This window comes from Streptomyces yunnanensis (assembly GCF_029011865.1).
GTDB lineage: Bacteria > Actinomycetota > Actinomycetes > Streptomycetales > Streptomycetaceae > Streptomyces > Streptomyces yunnanensis.
In genome coordinates this window covers 4,571,416-4,586,222 of record NZ_CP095749.1, presented here as the reverse complement: position 1 = coordinate 4,586,222, position 14,807 = coordinate 4,571,416, and the positions used below count along the sequence as shown (strand labels likewise).

15 protein-coding genes are annotated in these 14,807 nt (G+C 72.4%); 9 read left to right on the top strand and 6 right to left on the bottom strand.

The features are described 5' to 3' along the window. Nucleotides 1-108: 108 nt before the first annotated feature. Nucleotides 109-1,035 carry a metallophosphoesterase gene (locus tag MOV08_RS19745; protein WP_275308342.1) on the bottom strand — a complete coding sequence of 309 codons (927 nt, stop codon included), beginning with the start codon at nucleotides 1,033-1,035 and terminating at the stop codon, nucleotides 109-111. A 154-nt stretch (nucleotides 1,036-1,189) separates the two neighbouring features. On the opposite strand from MOV08_RS19745, the gene MOV08_RS19740 reads away from it, so the two are divergent. Further along, nucleotides 1,190-1,654 (top strand): GatB/YqeY domain-containing protein, encoded by a 465-nt coding sequence (locus MOV08_RS19740; RefSeq protein WP_039641149.1) that lies wholly within the window; start codon nucleotides 1,190-1,192, stop codon nucleotides 1,652-1,654. A 110-nt stretch (nucleotides 1,655-1,764) separates the two neighbouring features. On the opposite strand, the gene MOV08_RS19735 is transcribed toward MOV08_RS19740, so the two are convergent. Next, a complete protein-coding gene (locus tag MOV08_RS19735) occupies nucleotides 1,765-3,969 on the bottom strand; it encodes a transglycosylase domain-containing protein (protein ID WP_275308341.1) in 2,205 nt (734 codons plus the stop codon). Nucleotides 3,970-4,350: 381 nt separating this feature from the next. Between MOV08_RS19735 and MOV08_RS19730 the strand changes: the two genes are divergently transcribed. Continuing rightward, nucleotides 4,351-4,695 (top strand): WhiB family transcriptional regulator, encoded by a 345-nt coding sequence (locus tag MOV08_RS19730; protein ID WP_039634300.1) that lies wholly within the window; start codon nucleotides 4,351-4,353, stop codon nucleotides 4,693-4,695. 67 nt (nucleotides 4,696-4,762) lie between these two features. Here MOV08_RS19730 and bagB read toward each other — a convergent pair whose 3' ends face one another. Further along, nucleotides 4,763-6,145: an ATPase BagB gene (bagB, locus tag MOV08_RS19725; protein WP_275308340.1), complete on the bottom strand. Its 1,383-nt coding sequence runs from the start codon at nucleotides 6,143-6,145 to the stop codon at nucleotides 4,763-4,765. Further along, on the bottom strand, nucleotides 6,142-7,119 hold the full coding sequence (gene bagA / locus MOV08_RS19720) for an ATPase BagA (RefSeq protein WP_275308339.1): 978 nt from the start codon (nucleotides 7,117-7,119) through the stop codon (nucleotides 6,142-6,144). Before bagA ends, bagB begins: the two co-directional genes overlap by 4 nt. 153 nt (nucleotides 7,120-7,272) lie before the next feature. Here bagA and MOV08_RS19715 point away from each other — a divergent pair, with 153 nt between their 5' ends. The 4 genes from MOV08_RS19715 to MOV08_RS19700 all read left to right on the top strand — a co-directional run bounded on the left by MOV08_RS19715 (nucleotide 7,273) and on the right by MOV08_RS19700 (nucleotide 9,715). Then, complete coding sequence (locus MOV08_RS19715) at nucleotides 7,273-7,431, top strand: Sp36 family protein (protein ID WP_003967454.1); 159 nt, start codon at nucleotides 7,273-7,275, stop codon at nucleotides 7,429-7,431. Beyond that, the gene (locus tag MOV08_RS19710; protein ID WP_039634295.1) at nucleotides 7,428-7,892 is read left to right on the top strand and encodes a RidA family protein; all 465 of its coding nucleotides are present in this window, start codon (nucleotides 7,428-7,430) and stop codon (nucleotides 7,890-7,892) included. The genes MOV08_RS19715 and MOV08_RS19710 overlap by 4 nt, the downstream gene beginning before the upstream one ends. 90 nt (nucleotides 7,893-7,982) lie before the next feature. Continuing rightward, nucleotides 7,983-8,888, top strand: a complete 906-nt coding sequence (locus MOV08_RS19705; RefSeq protein ID WP_275308338.1) for an NUDIX hydrolase — start codon at nucleotides 7,983-7,985, stop codon at nucleotides 8,886-8,888. Continuing rightward, the gene (locus tag MOV08_RS19700; protein ID WP_275308337.1) at nucleotides 8,885-9,715 is read left to right on the top strand and encodes an MBL fold metallo-hydrolase; all 831 of its coding nucleotides are present in this window, start codon (nucleotides 8,885-8,887) and stop codon (nucleotides 9,713-9,715) included. Before MOV08_RS19705 ends, MOV08_RS19700 begins: the two co-directional genes overlap by 4 nt. A gap of 59 nt (nucleotides 9,716-9,774) precedes the next feature. Here MOV08_RS19700 and MOV08_RS19695 read toward each other — a convergent pair whose 3' ends face one another. Next, complete coding sequence (locus MOV08_RS19695; RefSeq protein WP_275308335.1) at nucleotides 9,775-10,614, bottom strand: nucleotidyltransferase family protein; 840 nt, start codon at nucleotides 10,612-10,614, stop codon at nucleotides 9,775-9,777. Nucleotides 10,615-10,742: 128 nt separating this feature from the next. After that, nucleotides 10,743-11,417, bottom strand: coding sequence for a Crp/Fnr family transcriptional regulator (locus tag MOV08_RS19690; protein WP_003981529.1), 675 nt, complete (start codon nucleotides 11,415-11,417; stop codon nucleotides 10,743-10,745). 381 nt (nucleotides 11,418-11,798) lie between these two features. On the opposite strand from MOV08_RS19690, the gene nth reads away from it, so the two are divergent. From nth to MOV08_RS19675, 3 genes are all read left to right on the top strand, one after another. Further along, nucleotides 11,799-12,797: an endonuclease III gene (nth, locus tag MOV08_RS19685; protein ID WP_039634287.1), complete on the top strand. Its 999-nt coding sequence runs from the start codon at nucleotides 11,799-11,801 to the stop codon at nucleotides 12,795-12,797. 66 nt (nucleotides 12,798-12,863) lie between these two features. After that, the gene (locus MOV08_RS19680; RefSeq protein ID WP_039634285.1) at nucleotides 12,864-13,589 is read left to right on the top strand and encodes an NUDIX hydrolase; all 726 of its coding nucleotides are present in this window, start codon (nucleotides 12,864-12,866) and stop codon (nucleotides 13,587-13,589) included. Nucleotides 13,590-13,602: 13 nt separating this feature from the next. Beyond that, nucleotides 13,603-14,802, top strand: a complete 1,200-nt coding sequence (locus MOV08_RS19675; RefSeq protein WP_039634284.1) for a MarP family serine protease — start codon at nucleotides 13,603-13,605, stop codon at nucleotides 14,800-14,802. The last annotated feature ends 5 nt before the right edge of the window (nucleotides 14,803-14,807 follow it).

The following is a 14,807-nucleotide window of genomic DNA, read 5'->3' as shown; positions in this document are numbered from 1 at the left end:
GAGGAACGGGGGGTGGCAGGGGGTGAAGTGACCGAGGTCACGCCGAAATGACGCGGTCCCCGGCTCCTGGAGGGGAGTCGGGGACCGGGCCGGGCGGGCGGCGGGGCGTCAGCCGCGCGGCGTCAGCGTCAGCAGGGTGGCCTCCGGGGGGCAGGCGAAGCGGACCGGGGTGTAGCGGTTGGTGCCGCAGCCGGCGGAGACGTGGAGGTAGGAGGTGTGGCCGTCGGCGGTGTGGGTGGAGAGGCCCTTGACGCGCTGGGTGTCGATGTCGCAGTTGGTGACGAGGGCGCCGTAGAAGGGGACGCACAGCTGGCCGCCGTGGGTGTGGCCGGCGAGGATCAGCGGATAGCGGTCGGCGGTGAAGGCGTCCAGGGCGCGCAGGTACGGGGCGTGGACGACGGCCAGCGAGAGGTCGGCGTCGGACTCCGGGCCGCCGGCGACCTCGGCGTAGCGGTCGCGCTTGATGTGCGGGTCGTCGAGGCCGGTCAGCGCGATCTCGGCGCCTTCCAGCTTCAGGCGGCCGCGGGCGTTGGAGAGGTTGACCCAGCCCGCCGCGTCGAAGGCGTCGCGGAGGTCCTCCCACGGGTTGTGGACGGCGCCGACGACGGGGGCGTTGCCGTTCAGGCCGTGCCGGCCCTGGACCTTCTCGACGAGATAGCGGGCGGGGTTGCGCAGCCGGGGGCCGTAGTAGTCGTTGGAGCCGAAGACGTAGGCGCCGGGGAACTCCATCAGGGGGCCCAGGGCGTCCAGGGTCTCCGGGACGCCGTCGGGGTCGGAGAGGTTGTCGCCGGTGTTGACGACGAAGTCGGGGCGGAGCCCTGCGAGCGACTGGAGCCAGCGCTGTTTCTTGCGCTGCCCGCCGACCATGTGGATGTCGGAGACCTGTAGGACGCGCAACGGCCGCATGCCGTGGGGCAGTACGGGCACGGTGACGCGTCGCAGGCGGAAGGAGCGGACTTCGAAGCCGGCGGCGTAGGCCACGCCGGCCGCGCCGACCGCGGCAAGGGACAGGGGAACTCCGTATCGCGCGCGCATGGGTCCATCGTCGCAGAGAGGACGGGGGACGGGGAGACGTGATCTTGGCGGGGGCGGCGGGGCGGGTGCGCCGTGCGGAGGCGGGCGGGTGGCGCGGGGCGCGCGGCGGGAAAAGGCGCGGCGGTTGTCGGTGGGGCGGGGCATACTCGACGGCATGACCACGCTCAAGGACAAGCTCAGGGACGACCTCACCGCCGCGATCAAGGCGCGCGACGAGCTGCGTTCCTCCACCCTCCGTCTGACGCTGACCGCGATCAACAAGGAGGAGGTGGCGGGCAGCCAGGCGCGCGAGCTGTCCGACGGCGAGGTCGAGAAGGTCATCGCCCGGGAGGCGAAGAAGCGCCGCGAGGCCGCGGAGGCGTTCGACAAGGGCGGCCGGGCCGAGCAGGCCGAGCGCGAGCGGGCCGAGGGCGAGGTGCTCGCCGGGTATCTGCCCAAGCCGCTGACGGACGAGGAGCTGGAGTCGCTGGTCGCCGCGGCCGTGGCGGAGGCCGCCGGGGCCGGGGCCGAGGGGCCGCGGGCCATGGGCGCCGTGATGAAGATCGTCAACCCGCAGGTGGCGGGTCGGGCCGACGGCGGCCGCATCGCCGCGATGGTGAAGAAGCTGCTGGCCGGCTGAGGCCGGAGGCGACGACCGGCCCGCGCGGCCGGCCGTCGTGGAACGGAGAAGGGGCGTCCTCGTCGTGAGGGCGCCCCTTCTCCGTGTTCGCCGTGCCGGTCAGGCCGCGCTCACCAGCCGCCGTTCCCGCCGCCGAGGATGTCCGGGAAGCCGGGGATGTGCCAGCCGCCGCCGGGCTTGTTGTCGCCGTCGCCGGGCTGGGGCTTCGGCTTCTGCTGGGGCTTGTCCTTGCCCTTGTTGCCGTCGTCGCCGTTGCCCTTGGGGTCGTCGAGCGGGACCGTCGGCAGGGCCGGGGCCGGGCGGTCGTCCAGCGCACCGGCCATCATGTCGCGCCAGATGGGGCCGGGGGTGTCGGCGCCGTAGACCTTGTCGTGCGCGACGCCGCCGATGGTGATGTCGTACATCTGGCGCTGGTGCCGCGGGTCGCCGACCCAGACCGCGCCGGCCGCGTTCGGGGTGTAGCCGACGAACCAGGCGGCGTAGCGGCTGTCCGTGGTGCCGGTCTTGCCCGCGCTGTCGCGGCCCTTGAGGCCGGCCTGCTTGCCGGTGCCGTCCTCGACGACGCCCTTGAGGAGGGCGTTGACGGTGTCCGCGGTCTTCTTGGACATCGCGCTGTGGCAGCTGGTCCTGGGGACGTTCAGCGCCTTGCCCTGCGCGTCGGTGATCGACGCGATGGCGACGGGGGAGCAGTAGGTGCCCTCGTTGGCGAACGTGGCGTAGGCAGCGGCCATCGTCAGCGGGGACATCTCCTGGCTGCCGAGCGCCATGGAAGGCTCCTGCTTCAGCTGCTTGCCGTCGGCCCGCTGGATGCCCATCTTCTTGGCCATGGTGACCGCGGGGCAGATGCCCATGTCGCTGATCAGCTGCACGTAGTAGGTGTTGACCGACTTCGCGGTCGCCTCCTTCATGGCGTACGGGCCGACCTCCTTGGGGTCCTCGTTCTGGACGGTGTCGGCGTCGGTGCCGTTCCACTCGCCGGTGCAGGTCTGGACCGGCCGCGGGTAGGCCATCTTGAACGGCGAGGAGTACTGCTGGTACGGGCTGATGCCCTGCTCCAGCGCGGCCGCCGCGATGATCGGCTTGAAGGTCGAGCCGGGCTGGTAGCCGGCCCCGCCGCCCATCTTGCGGTTGACCGAGAGGTTGATCTGGGTCTGGTTGGTGCCGAAGCCGTACGGCCGGGACTGGCCCATGCCGAGGATCTTGCCGGTGCCCGGCTCGACGACGGCACCGGCCGCGGCGACCGGGTCGTCCTCGTAGACGTGCTTGCTCAGCGACGCCTGGATCGCCTTCTGGGACTGCCGGTCCAGGGTGGTGCGGATGGTCAGACCGCCCTGCATCCAGCGCTGCGAACGGATCTCACGGGTCGCGCCGAACGTCTTGTCGTTCAGCAGCACCTCGCGGACGTAGTCGCAGAAGAAGCCGGCGCCGTCGGTGGCGGTGATGCAACCGTTCTGCGGGCGGCTGATCTTGAGCTTGATCGGCCGGGCGGCGGCCGCGTCGGCCTCGGCCCGGGTGATGTTCTTCAGGTCGGCCATCCGCCGCAGGACGGTGTTGCGCCGGGCGGTCGCCGCCTGCGGGTGGTTGACCGGGTCGTACCGCGTCGGGGACTGGACGATGCCGGCGAGCAGCGCCGACTCCTCCAGGGTCAGGTCCTTGGCGTGCTTGCTGAAGTAGCGCTGGGCGGCGGACTCGACGCCGTACGCCTGCTCGCCGAAGAAGGTGATGTTGAGGTAGTTCTGGAGGATCTTGCGCTTGCCGAGCTTGTCCTCCAACTTGATCGCGTACTTCAGCTCCTTGACCTTGCGGCCGAGCGTCTGCTGGGTGGCCTGCGCGACCTTGTCCGGGTCGTCGCCGGCCTCCTCGATGAAGACGTTCTTCACGTACTGCTGGGTCAGGGTGGACGCGCCCTGGGAGACGCCGCCGGACTGGGCGTTCTTGTTGACCGCGCGCAGGATGCCCTTCACGTCGATGGCGCCGTGCGAGTAGAAGCGGGCGTCCTCGATGGCGACGATCGCCTGCTGGACGTACCGCGACATGTCCTTGAGGGGGACGACGGTGCGGTCGCGGGAGTAGACCGAGGCGATCTCGCCGCCGTCGGAGTCGAGGATGGTGGTGCGCTGACTGAGCGGCGGGGTCCTGAGGTTGGCCGGGATGTCGTCGAATCCCTCGACGGACGTCTTGGCCGCGAGGCCGAGCGCACCGGCCGCCGGGAGCGCGATACCGGCGAGGACCGCTCCGGCGAGGACGCTGACACCGAGGAACTTGGCGGCCTGCTGGGTCCTGGACCGACCCCCGCCCGCGCGCTTCTTAGCCATGAGGGCACCCTACGTTCTCATTCGCCGGACAGGGGCGCACCTGTTCGTTTAGCCTGTTCCCACCTGCCGCAGCGGAACGGTTTCCCCTCAGTTCGTCAACCCCTACTCCCCGGTTGGGCACTGTCCCACATGTCCGCTGTGTGCCAGAAATCCCTTGCCATCACAGCGAAGTGTCCCGCTTGGGAGGGAAGTGACGTATGTCGCACGGTCACTCCGTTGGGTGATCTGCCGCGTACGCATAGTCCGTTCGGGCCATTCAAGATTGGGCCCGAAGGGGGTGTTGCGCCCTGCCCGCCTTCCGTAACGTCCTCAACTGGCAACGGTGAATATGCCGTTTGCCGCCGTGGGGGAGCCTCGATTTGGGGAGAGGACGGCGCCAGCATGGGCTGGGTAACCGACTGGAGTGCACAGGCAGCCTGCCGCACTACCGATCCGGACGAACTATTCGTGCAAGGGGCGGCGCAGAATCGCGCCAAGGCGGTGTGCACCGGGTGTCCGGTGCGTACGGAGTGCCTGGCCGACGCCCTGGACAACCGGGTGGAGTTCGGCGTGTGGGGCGGTATGACGGAACGCGAGCGGAGAGCGCTGCTGCGCCGCCGCCCGACGGTCACGTCATGGCGTCGCCTGTTGGAAACCGCGCGTACGGAATACGAGCGCAGCACGGGCATGTTGCCGGTGGACTGCTCGGACGACGCCTTCGACGACGCGTACGCGGCGGTCGGATAGGCCCGTCGGCCGGGGAGGATCCGTCCGTCGCCGACCGGTTGTCGGCAGGCCGCAGGGCAGCCGACGGTCAGTCGTCGGTCGCGCCCGGGCGCAGCGTCAGGCGGTCGCCGATCGCGCGCAGGCCCGCGAGGTCGTGGACGTCGCCGGGCAGCGCGGCGACCTCCGCCACCGGCACCTCGGGGTGCAGTGCGGTGAAGCGGTCGCGGGTGCGTCTTTCGCGCGCCAGGACCTGCATGCGTTCCGCGTGCAGCCGTAGGAGACCGGCGGCGAGCTGCGCTGCCGGGGCCGATGGGGATGTCGCATGCTCCGCGGCGGCGGGGGAGGGGCCGCCGGGGGTACGTGATCCAGTCTTCCCGTCGGCGAGATCCACAATGCCGTCCGGACCAAGATTTTCCGCGAGCGGCGAACCGGCCTCGCCAGGGGGCGAGTTGGGGTCGTCGTCCGCACCCTGCGGGGCCTCCTCCGCGTCCTCCGGTGCGCGGTCGGCGAGGTCCTCCGTCAGCGCCTCCGCGGCGGCCAGCGCGCGCTCCGCGCTGAGTTGGGCCGCGCCGCTGCCGTGGACGCGGTTGAGCACCAGCCCGGCCAGCGGCATCTGCTCGGCCGCCAGCCGCTCGACGAAGTACGCCGCCTCGCGCAGCGCGTCCCGCTCCGGCGCTGCGACCACCAGGAACGCCGTGCCGGGCGCCTGGAGCAGGCGGTACGTGGCGTCCGCGCGGGTGCGGAAGCCGCCGAACATGGTGTCCATCGCGGCCACGAACGTCTGCACATCACGCAGGAGTTGGCCGCCCATCAGCTTGCTGAGAGTGCCGGTCATCATCGACATGCCGACATTGAGGAACTTCATGCCGGCCCGACCGCCGACCTTCGCCGGCGCCATCAGGACGCGGATGAACTTGCCGTCCAGGAAGGACCCCAGGCGCTTGGGCGCGTCCAGGAAGTCCAGCGCGGAGCGGCTCGGCGGGGTGTCCACGACGATCAGGTCCCAGGCGTCGCCGGCGCGGAGCTGGCCGAGCTTCTCCATCGCCATGTACTCCTGCGTGCCGGCGAAACCGGCAGACAGGGACTGGTAGAACGGGTTCTCCAGGATGGCGCGGGCCCGCTCGGCGTCCGCATGGCCCTCGACGATCTCGTCGAAGGTGCGCTTCATGTCCAGCATCATCGCGTGGAGTTCGCCGCCGGCGGCCTCGTCGACGCCCTTCACCGGGCGCGGGACGTTGTCGAGCTCGGAGATGCCCATCGACTGCGCCAGGCGGCGGGCCGGGTCGATCGTCAGCACCACGACCTTGCGGCCGCGCTCGGCGGCGCGCACGCCCAGTGCCGCGGCGGTGGTGGTCTTGCCGACGCCGCCCGAGCCGCAGCACACCACGATGCGGGTGCGCGGGTCGTCGATCAGGGCATCGACCTCCAGCCAGGGGGCCGAGGCGTCCAGCGTCGTGTCGTCCGAGGTCATATGGGCCCCTGTTTCCGCAGGTCTCTGGCCAGGCCGTAGAGCCCGGCGAGGTCCACTCCCTCGGGGAGCAGCCCCAGCTCGTAGGTGGGCAGGCCCAGGGCGGTGAGCGCGGCGTGCTGGGCGCGCTCCAGCTCGACCCGCTCGGCGTGCTCGCGCGCCTGCTCCAGCAGGGGGTCGATCAGGCGCTCGGCGAGGCCGCCGCGGCGGGCGCCGCCCAGGCCGGCCTGGGAGAGCGCCTTGGCGATGCCGGCCCGGGCGCCGCGGGCGGCGACCTCCAGATCGCCGTTGTCCAGCAGCGCGGGGCGGGTCATGTTGATCACGACGCCGCCCACCGGGATGCCGGCCTCGCACAGCTCGGCGATGCCGTCGGCGGTCTCCTGGACGGGCATCTCCTCCAGGAGCGTCACCAGGTGCACCGCGGTCTCGGGGGACTTCAGGACCCGCATCACGGCCTGGGCCTGATTGTGGATCGGGCCGATCTTGGCCAGGCCGGCGACCTCGTCGTTGACGTTCAGGAAGCGGGTGACGCGGCCGGTGGGCGGGGCGTCCATCACGACCGCGTCATAGACGAACGCGCCGCTCTTGTCCTTGCGGCGGACGGCCTCGCACGCCTTGCCGGTCAGCAGGACGTCCCGCAGGCCGGGGGCGATGGTGGTGGCGAAGTCGATGGCGCCGAGCTTTTTCAGGGCCCGTCCTGCGCTGCCGAGCTTGTAGAACATCTGGAGGTAGTCCAGCAGGGCGCGCTCGGCGTCGATGGCCAGGGCGTGCACCTCACCGCCCCCGGGGGACACCGCGATCTTGCGCTCCTCGTAGGGAAGCGCTTCGGTCTCGAACAGCTGGGCAATGCCCTGCCGGCCCTCGACCTCGACCAGGAGGGTACGGCGCCCCTCGGTGGCCAGGGCGAGGGCGAGGGCAGCGGCGACCGTGGTCTTGCCGGTGCCGCCCTTGCCGCTGACGACATGGAGCCTGCTCACGGCAAGGAGCCTAACCAGTCCGCGTCCCGGGTACGCACGGGATACGCCTGGGAACCCCCGGAGATCCGCCCGCGCGCGGTCGGGGACGGGGTCGGGGATGCGCCCCAGGGGTCGCGGGCCGAGGGCGCCCGGCACAGGCATTACGCTCGGCCCATGACCAAGTGGGAATACGCGACCGTGCCGCTCCTCGTGCACGCGACGAAGCAGATTCTGGACACCTGGGGCGAGGACGGCTGGGAGCTGGTCCAGGTCGTGCCGGGCCCGAACAACCCCGAGCAGCTGGTGGCCTACCTGAAGCGGGAGAAGGCGTGAGCGCCGTAGAGGAGAAGATCGCGTCGCTCGGCCTGAAGCTGCCGGAGGTCGTGCCGCCGCTGGCCACCTACCAGCCCGCGGTGCGCTCCGGCTCGTACGTCTTCACCTCCGGCCAGCTGCCCATGGTGGACGGCGCGCTGCCGGTCACCGGCAAGGTCGGTGCCGAGGTCAGCCCCGAGCAGGCCAAGGAGCTCGCCGCGGTCTGCGCGCTGAACGCGCTGGCCGCCGTGAAGTCCGTCACCGGCGACCTCGACAAGATCGTCCGGGTCGTGAAGGTCGTCGGCTTCGTGGCCTCCGCGCCGGAGTTCACCGGCCAGCCGGGCGTCGTCAACGGTGCCAGCGAGCTGCTCGGCGAGGTCCTGGGCGAGAAGGGCGTGCACGCCCGCTCCGCGGTGGGCGTGGCGGTGCTGCCCATCGACGCCCCGGTCGAGGTCGAGATCCAGGTCGAGATCGCCGACTGACGCGGCACGAGCGGTGCGCTCGCGTCCGGATCGGGCCCTCTCCCCGGAGGGCCCCTCGAACATCCGCACGCGAGCGCATAGCATCCGGCCATGGCGTCGACGACGAACGGTCAGTGGTACCCGCCGGACTGGCCGGCCCGCATCCGGGCCCTGACGAACGGCGAACTGACGCCGCCCGCGCCGCGGCGGGCCGCGACGGTCCTGCTGCTGCGGGACACCGATCACGGCGGCCCCGCCGTCCACATGCTGCGCAGACGCGCCTCCATGGCCTTCGCCGGAGGCGCGTACGCCTATCCGGGCGGTTCCGTGGATCCCCGCGACGAGCGCCCCGTGGGGTGGGCGGGCCCCTCGCGCGCCGCATGGGCGGTGCGGCTGGGCGTCGACCCGTCCACCGCGCAGGCCATCATCTGCGCCGCGGTGCGCGAGACCTTCGAGGAGGCCGGGGTGCTGCTCGCCGGCGACTCGGCCAGCACGGTCGTCGCGGACACCACCGGCGAGGACTGGGAGGCCGACCGCGCGGCGCTGGTCGCCCACGAGCTGTCCTTCGCCGACTTCCTGGCCCGCCGCGGCCTGGTGCTGCGCTCCGACCTGCTGGCCGCCTGGGCGCGCTGGATCACCCCGGAGTTCGAACCGCGCCGCTACGACACGTTCTTCTTCATCGCCGCGCTCCCGGAGGGCCAGCGCGCCCTCAACGTCTCCACGGAGGCGGACCGCACGGTGTGGATCCGCCCGGAGGAGGCCGCGGCCGGCTACGACCGCGGCGAGCTGCTGATGATGCCGCCGACGATCTCCACGCTGCGCTCCCTCCAGCCGTACGCCGGCGTCACCGAGGCGCTGGCCGGGGCCGGGGCGCAGGACCTGACGCCGGTGCTGGCCCGCGCCCGCCTGGTGGGCGGCGAGATCGTGCTCAGCTGGCCCGGCCACGACGAGTTCACCAAGCACATCGCGACGACGGACGACGGCCCTGCCGACGCCCCGGGAGGTCCTTCCGCATGACCGAAGCAGCCGCCCTCCCCGGCCAGCCCCGCGGCGGTGTCATCTCGGGACGGGCGACCGCGCGCGCCCACTGCGTGCTGGCCCCGAACCCGTCCCCGATGACGCTGGACGGCACCAATACCTGGATCGTCGCCGAGCCGGACTCCGACCTAGCGGTCGTCATCGACCCCGGACCGCTGGACGACGCCCACCTCCGGGCCGTCGTCGAGACCGCGGAGCGGGCCGGGCACCGGGTCGCGCTGACCCTGCTCACCCACGGGCACCCGGACCACGCCGACGGGGCGGCCCGGTTCGCCGAGCTGACCGGCACCCCCGTACGTGCGCTGGACCCGGCGCTGCGCCTGGGGGACGAGGGACTCGGCGCGGGCGACGTCATCACCACCGGGGGCCTGGAGCTGCGGGTGGTGCCCACCCCGGGGCACACCGCGGACTCGCTCTCCTTCCATCTGCCCGCCGACGGGGCGGTCCTGACGGGCGACACGATCCTGGGGCGCGGCACCACCGTGGTCGCGCACCCCGACGGCCGGCTGGGCGACTACCTGGACTCGCTGCGCCGGCTGCGCTCGCTCACCGTGGACGACGGGGTCTCGACGGTCCTCCCGGGCCACGGGCCGGTGCTGAACGACGCCCAGGGGGCGGTCGAGTTCTACCTGGCGCACCGGGCGCACCGGCTCGCCCAGGTGGAGACCGCGGTGGAGGCCGGCCACCGTACCCCCGCCGAGGTCGTGGCGAGCGTGTACGCGGACGTCGACCGCTCGCTGTGGCCGGCCGCCGAACTGTCGGTGCGGGCGCAGCTGGACTACCTGAGCGAGCACGGGCTGATCTAGGGGCGGTCCACGGTCTTGGGGCGGGCCCGGTGCGTGCGGGCCCGGGTCCTGCCGGCGTGTCAGGGCCCCTGTGGGGGGAGCGCCTTCGCCCCGTGGACGGCCAGGTACTCGTCGGCCAGCCAGGGGGCGAGCCCGCTCAGCAGCGCGTCGAGCAGCTCGGGGTGCGCGGCGGGGTTCCGGGCGGCGCGCGCTGCGGCGTGCATCTGCTCGGCGTGCGCCGGGTAGTAGCGCCCGAACACCTCGGCGGACTCGACGAGATCACTGGTCCAGCCGCCCCAGCGGGGCATGACCAGGGTGAATCCGGTGCGGACGAGATTGCGCGCGACCCCTCTGGTCAGCCGGGCGCGCTCCTCGGGGGTGGTGGCCGCGGCGGCCCGCTCGCGCAGGCCGGGCAGCCGGCGGTGGAGGTCGCCGTTGGTCTCCCGGGCGAGGAGCGAGGTGGGCCGGTAACGGGGCAGCGACGCGGTCACGTCGGGCCCGCTGAGCGGCGTGCACAGACAGGCCACGAACCACGCCCCGTCGTACCGCTCCTCCGCGCCGAGCAGCCGGTCCACGGCCATCAGCAGGATCCCGGCGCCGTCGATCTGCGGGAAGGCGGCGTCCAGCTCGGCCTCGACGGCCCGGGCGGCGGCCCGATCGGCGTCGGTGGGGGCGGTCCGCAGGACGAGCAGCGCGTCGAGGTCGGACACCCCGGGGACGGCGGTGCCGCGCGGGATGCTGCCGTAGAGGTAGGCGCTGAGCAGCCGATCGGGCGCGAAGCGGTCGGCCAGACGGGCGCTCAGCCCCGCCACGACGGGCGCGAACGGCGCGGGCACCTGCTCCAGGGACCCTTCTCGTACGAAGCAGCCATCCTCGTCGAGGCCCTTGCCATGGCCCCCGGATCCACCGTCGGTCGTCATGGCGCTCACTATGGGGCGGCGGAACGGCGGGTGGCGAGCCAATTACGGGCGGCTGCCCGCCGCGGCCCGGGCACGGCGAAGGCCCCGCCGTAGCGGGGCCTTCGGTGCGGTCGCGTGGGCCGCGGGCGTCAGCGCGAGCGCTTGGCCAGCCGCTCGACGTCCAGCAGGATCACCGCACGCGCCTCCAGGCGCAGCCAGCCGCGTCCGGCGAAGTCCGCGAGCGCCTTGTTGACGGTCTCCCGGGAGGCGCCGACCAGCTGGGCCAGCTCCTCCTGGGTGAGGTCGTGCACGACGTGGATGCCTTCCTCGGACTGCACGCCGAAGCGGCGCGACAGGTCCAGGAGGGCGCGCGCCACACGGCCCGGCACGTCCGAGAAGACCAGGTCGGACATCTGGTCGTTGGTCTTGCGCAGCCGGCGGGCGACCGCACGCAGCAGGGCGGTGGCCACCTCGGGGCGGGCGTTCAGCCAGGGCTGGAGGTCGCCGTGCCCCAGGCCGAGCAGCTTGACCTCGGTGAGCGCGGTGGCCGTGGCCGTGCGCGGTCCGGGGTCGAAGAGGGACAGTTCGCCGATGAGCTCGCCGGGACCGAGGACGGCCAGCATGTTCTCGCGGCCGTCGGGGGAGGTGCGGTGGAGCTTCACCTTGCCTTCGGTGACCACGTACAGGCGGTCGCCCGGGTCCCCTTCGTGGAACAGGGCGTCGCCGCGGGCGAGCGTGACCTCTCCCATCGAGGCGCGAAGCTCGGCCGCCTGCTCGTCGTCGAGCGCCGCGAAGAGCGGGGCGCGCCGCAGAACGTCGTCCACGAGTTCTCTCCTTGTCGACATGCTCCGGAGGACTGTGGTCCCCATCATGCCGGAATGCAAAACAGTGCGATCAATCACAAGTTTGCCGGACCCGTGGTCCGAGCCATACGGCAGGGGGCCGATTGGGGTCACGAATCTCGGTGATCGGGTCGGATGTCAGTGGGGGGCCTTAGTCTGGCCGAGTGTCCAATACGCCGGTGAGAGCAGAGGACTGGGGGCCGACAGAGTGAGCGCACGGCGCGATTCCGCTGTGGGCGAACAGCTGCCCACAGGCGCCTCGAATACCGACAAAAGTAACAAATCGTCCCCTGGGGTGACGACCGGGCGGAGGCCGACGGCGCCCGCCACCGGCGCGTCGCACCCGAGGCGAAGGAGGCGGCCGTGACGGAGACCCCCGCGAAGCCGGCGGCGAAGAAGACCGCGACCAAGACCGCGACGAAGACGACCACCGCGGCCAAGAAGACCACCGCCAAGAAGGCACCTGCCAGGACCGCGGCCGCCAAGGCCCCGGCCGCGAAGCCGGCAGCGGCGAAGAAGACGGCCGCGGCGACGAAGACGGCCGCAAAGAAGGCCCCCGCGAAGGCCCCGGCCAAGAAGGCGGCCCCCGCCCGCAAGCCCGAGTCCCGGGTCGCGATGGTGCGCCGGGCCCGGCGGATCAACCGCGAGCTGGCCGAGCTGTATCCCTACGCCCACCCCGAGCTGGACTTCGGCAACCCCTTCGAGCTGCTGGTCGCCACGGTCCTGTCCGCCCAGACCACCGACCTGCGGGTCAACCAGACCACCCCCCGGCTCTTCGCCGTCTGCCCCACGCCCGAGGACATGGCCGCGATCCCCCCGGAGCAGCTGGAGGAGCTGATCCGCCCCACCGGCTTCTTCCGCGCCAAGGCGAAGTCGTTGATCGGCCTCTCCACGGCGCTGCGCGACCGCTTCGGCGGCGAGGTGCCGGGCCGCCTGGAGGACCTCGTCACGCTCCCCGGCGTCGGCCGCAAGACCGCCAACGTCGTGTTGGGCAACGCCTTCGGCGTCCCCGGCATCACCGTGGACACGCACTTCGGCCGGCTGGCGCGCCGCTTCGGCTGGACGACCGCGCAGGACGCCGAGAAGGTCGAGGCCGATGTCGCCGAGATCTTCCCCAAGAGCGAGTGGACGATGCTCTCGCACCGCGTGGTCTTCCACGGCCGCCGCGTCTGCCACTCCCGCAAGCCCGCCTGCGGGGCCTGCCCCGTCGCCCCGCTGTGCCCCTCGTACGGCGAGGGCGAGACCGATCCGGAGAAGGCGAAGAAGCTGCTCAAGTACGAGCTGGGCGGCCAGCCCGGGCAGCGGCTGAAGCCGCCGGCCGACTATCCCGGGCAGCCCGCGCTCCCGTTGGCGGCCTCGTAGGGCGGCGACGGCGAGCACGACTCCATTGGCGGACCGACCATCGACGTGAGCCTCAAGGGGGCGCGGATGACGAGTGCACGGGAGCAGTACGGCGAGACGACGGATGCCCGGCCGGCGGCGGCCGGGCGGGAGGCCGCGGTGACGACCGAGGGACTGCCCGAGTGGCTGGCCCCGGTGGCCCGCGCGGCCGCCACGGTGGAGCCGCGCCAGCTCAGCCGCTTCCTGCCGCCGGAGCGCGGCGGCCGGCAGTCCGCCGTGCTGATCCTCTTCGGGCACGGCGCCCGTGGGCCCGAGCTGCTCCTGATGGAGCGCGCCGGCACCCTGCGCTCGCACGCCGGGCAGCCCTCCTTCCCTGGCGGGTCGCTCGATCCGCAGGACGGTGATCCGGACGGGCCGGGTCCGGTCCGCGCCGCGCTGCGCGAGGCCCAGGAGGAGACCGGGCTGGACCCGGCAGGCGTCCAGGTCTTCGGGGTGCTGCCGCGGCTCTACATCCCCGTCAGCGGTTTCGTCGTGACGCCCGTGCTGGGGTGGTGGCGGCAGCCGAGCCCGGTGGGCGTGGTGGACCGCGGCGAGACCGCCCGCGTCTTCACGGTTCCCGTGGCGGATCTCACGGACCCGGAACATCGGGTCACCACCCGTCACCCCAGCGGCCACGTCGGCCCTGCCTTCCTCGTCGAGGACGCGCTGGTCTGGGGTTTCACCGCCGGGGTGATCGACCGGATCCTGCACTACGCGGGCTGGGAGATCCCATGGGACCGCGAGAAGCAGGTCCCGCTCGACTGGCGCTCGTGAGACGGTGTCCGGCGTGAACGTCCTGGACATCCTGCTGTTGGTCGCGGCCGTGTGGTTCGCGATCGTCGGTTACCGGCAAGGCTTCCTCGTCGGCATCCTGTCCGTGATCGGCTTCCTCGGGGGAGGTCTGATCGCGGTCTATGTGCTGCCGGTGATCTGGAACGGGGTCACCGACGATGCCAAACCGGGCACCTTCGCGGTGATCGCGGCGGTCGCCATCGTGATCGTCTGCGCCTCGGTGGGCCAGGCGCTCACCACCCACCTCGGCAACAAGCTCCGCCGCCACATCACCTGGACACCGGCGCGCGCGCTGGACGCGACCGGCGGGGCGCTGGTCAACGTCATGGCGATGCTGCTGGTGGCCTGGCTGATCGGCTCCGCGCTGGCGGGCACGTCCCTGCCGACGCTCAGCAAGGAGGTCCGCAACTCCAAGGTGCTGCTCGGGGTCTCCCAGGTCATGCCGCCGCAGGCCAGCACCTGGTTCGCCGACTTCTCCTCGGCGCTGGCGCAGAACGGCTTCCCGCAGGTCTTCACGCCGTTCTCCAACGAGCCGATCCGGCCGGTGCGCCCGCCGGACCCGGCGCTGGCCAACAGCCCCGTGGCGGCCGACGCCCGGCACAGCATCGTCAAGATCGTCGGCCGGGCGCCCAGCTGCGGCAAGATCCTCGAAGGCACCGGCTTCGTCTTCGCGCCGCACCGGGTGATGACCAACGCGCACGTCGTCGGCGGCGTCAGCGACCCCACCGTCCAGGTGGGCGGCGAGGGCCTCCCGGTGAACGCCAAGGTCGTGCTCTACGACTGGGAGCGCGACATCGCCGTCCTGGACGTCCCGCAGCTCCGTGCCCCGGCGCTGAAGTTCGCCGCAAAGGACGCCAGCAGCGGCAAGAGCGCCATCGTCGCCGGCTTCCCGGAGAACGGCGGCTACGACGTCCGCCCGGCCCGGATCCGCGGCCGCATCCAGGCCGACGGCGCGGACATCTACCACCGCGGCACCGTCGGTCGCGACGTCTACTCGCTCTACGCCACCGTCCGGGAGGGCAACTCCGGCGGCCCGCTGCTCACCCCTCAGGGCGAGGTCTACGGTGTGGTCTTCGCCAAGTCGCGGGACGACGCCCGGACCGGCTATGCGCTGACCTCCGACGAGGTCCGGCAGGACGCCGTCCGGGGCCGGGTCGCGAGCCGACAGGTCGACACCCAGGGGTGCGCGATCTGAGGCCG

Coding starts and splice junctions, on each gene's coding strand:
- MOV08_RS19705 (WP_275308338.1), top strand. CDS start 7,983: ATGGCGTCGACGACGAACGGTCAGTGGTACCCGCCGGACTGGCCGGCC.
- MOV08_RS19680 (WP_039634285.1), top strand. CDS start 12,864: ATGACGAGTGCACGGGAGCAGTACGGCGAGACGACGGATGCCCGGCCG.
- MOV08_RS19715 (WP_003967454.1), top strand. CDS start 7,273: ATGACCAAGTGGGAATACGCGACCGTGCCGCTCCTCGTGCACGCGACG.
- MOV08_RS19700 (WP_275308337.1), top strand. CDS start 8,885: ATGACCGAAGCAGCCGCCCTCCCCGGCCAGCCCCGCGGCGGTGTCATC.
- MOV08_RS19695 (WP_275308335.1), bottom strand. CDS start 10,614: ATGACGACCGACGGTGGATCCGGGGGCCATGGCAAGGGCCTCGACGAG.
- MOV08_RS19735 (WP_275308341.1), bottom strand. CDS start 3,969: ATGGCTAAGAAGCGCGCGGGCGGGGGTCGGTCCAGGACCCAGCAGGCC.
- MOV08_RS19745 (WP_275308342.1), bottom strand. CDS start 1,035: ATGCGCGCGCGATACGGAGTTCCCCTGTCCCTTGCCGCGGTCGGCGCG.
- MOV08_RS19730 (WP_039634300.1), top strand. CDS start 4,351: ATGGGCTGGGTAACCGACTGGAGTGCACAGGCAGCCTGCCGCACTACC.
- MOV08_RS19740 (WP_039641149.1), top strand. CDS start 1,190: ATGACCACGCTCAAGGACAAGCTCAGGGACGACCTCACCGCCGCGATC.
- bagB (WP_275308340.1), bottom strand. CDS start 6,145: ATGACCTCGGACGACACGACGCTGGACGCCTCGGCCCCCTGGCTGGAG.